The following is a 2090-nucleotide window of genomic DNA, read 5'->3' as shown; positions in this document are numbered from 1 at the left end:
ATGTACGTTATCGCAAAAAAAGTGCATATCCAAGCACTAAGGATGCCTCTTATCTACAAGGTATTAGTGATTGGATGTTACATGTGTTGAACAATCCTGAATCACCTATTTTGCCATTAATTAATGTGGAAAGAGTTCGTGCTATTGCAGAAGGAAAAGACGAAGTAATTTCAGGTAATGATGCTCGGGGTATAATAGATTATTTACTTCAAGTTAATGGTTGGCTTCAGGAATATAATATTAAATTAGTATGGTAGATGTAATTTTCAAATAAAGAAGATAGCTGAAACATTAATGACCTAAGTGAACCGCATTCCCAATGGATTAGATAGTTATCTAATAATTGGAGATGCGGTTTTATAAAAAATAATAATATGTTTATAAATGTAAAGCCTACGGGAACTTTTCCTGTGGGCTTTTTAAGTAGTTTTTACGAAATTATGAGTGTTTTTTATTTTGTATTTCAATAAGTTTATCTGATATCATTTTTGTATAATATTCTTTTTCTGTTAGTTCAAATATAAATAATGCTTTTTTCCAGTTATAAACAACATCTTCTACATTGTGTTGTTTAATCTTTAATAAAAACCGACCTTTTAAATAGAATAGTTCACCTAATAGGTATAAAGTATTTAGATTAATTGCTAATTTGATGCCCTTATCAATGTATTTTATTGCCTCTTCATGTTGATATGTGAAGGCCAAAGATTTTGCTAAATTTAAAATGATTTTTAGTTTAATTTCTTTATCTCTAGGAAAATTTAACTTATTAAAATTAGATAAACATCTTCTTAATATAGTAATACTTTTTTCATATTCTTTATTTTCTCCATGAAATATAGCCATTGTCTGCATAATATCTATTTCTCTTTCTGATAAAAAATCAGAATTGGTTAAAGTTAGTTTTAATGCATGATTTAAAAGAGTTAAAGCAGTTTTGGTTGATCTATTTACCTCAAATATAGCAATTGCTTCATGCCATATTAGAAATTGTTTCTCTTCATTTGTTTGAAAGTTATTTAAGTTTTTCTCCTTTTTTACTATTTCATAAAGTTCTTTATATTGTTTTTGTTTTAAGCAATCTTTTATTACATATTTTACATTTTCTACATATTTAATTTTTTTGTTTTGAGTTAGTGCAAATATATGATTTGGATCAATACCAAGTCTTTCAGATAATTGATATAACAATATGCTAGATGGATAAATCACACCTTTTTCGATCTTGCTAATTTGACTTTGTGAACATATTCCATGACATAATTCGGATTGTGATATATTTTTGTTAATTCTAAGTTCTTTAATGGTAATACCCAAATCGTTAAATTCCATTTTTTCACCTACTATTTAGCACTGTATTAGTTAAAGAGTTTTCTCTAACTTTAATGTAATGTAAAATTAACATATTTACAATTATTATTTGTTTTAAAGGAATTACCGTTTTCATAGGATGGTGAGGCTTTTATTATGTACAAAAAAAGACACCCTAAGGTGCCTTCCTCCGACTTGAACCACGTTCATTTAGTATAAACTTATCCGTATTATCCCTTTGTTATACGTGTAAACACACCCTATAAAACAGAATCGTCTATATACACCAGATTGTTAGTTTACAAAGTACAAGAGATTTGAGATCAGTATTAGAGTGACGCGACACCTTCCATAATGATTGGTATGTTACGCCTTTCAAAAGAATCTGCTTTATAGAATGTATCCACGTTTATTATTTTACTATATATAAAATTCATTCGGTGTATTTTTTTCAGATATGTATAATTGCATAAAGTTGATGGGAAAATCAGAGTATAATTTGGATTGTGTAATAAAGATAAGGCCCACCTACGGAAATAGGTGGGCTTTTGTTGGGTATTACTATCTCATTGCACACAAGGGAATTTCTATTAAAATCATAGCATATTTTTATAGCTCTTATATTGAGAAATAAAGAAAAGACACCCAACTATGAAGTGCACCCCAATTGTTAGACACATAACTAACAATTGGAGGTGCATTTTTTATGGCTAAATTTTCTTCAAAAGATAAAATACAAGCAGTAAAACGATATCTAGAAGGTACGGAAGGCGGAAAAA

General features: G+C 28.4%; 1 protein-coding gene and 1 pseudogene. One reads left to right on the top strand and one right to left on the bottom strand.

The window, feature by feature from the left end:
• Positions 1-257, top strand: a pseudogene (locus D1166_RS30805) (asparagine synthase-related protein); the annotation flags it as partial.
• Between the two features lie 181 nt (positions 258-438).
• On the opposite strand, the gene D1166_RS30800 reads toward D1166_RS30805, so the two are convergent.
• Positions 439-1332: a helix-turn-helix domain-containing protein gene (locus tag D1166_RS30800; RefSeq protein WP_097856748.1), complete on the bottom strand. Its 894-nt coding sequence runs from the start codon at positions 1330-1332 to the stop codon at positions 439-441.
• Positions 1333-2090 lie beyond the last annotated feature (758 nt).

Source organism: Bacillus sp. ISO11, assembly GCF_003458115.1.
GTDB classification, from domain to species: Bacteria; Bacillota; Bacilli; order Bacillales; family Bacillaceae_G; genus Bacillus_A; species Bacillus_A cereus.
Note: the sequence above shows the minus strand (reverse complement) of the source record. Positions and strands in the feature narration are given on the sequence as shown.

Coding starts and splice junctions, on each gene's coding strand:
- D1166_RS30800 (WP_097856748.1), bottom strand. CDS start 1,332: ATGGAATTTAACGATTTGGGTATTACCATTAAAGAACTTAGAATTAAC.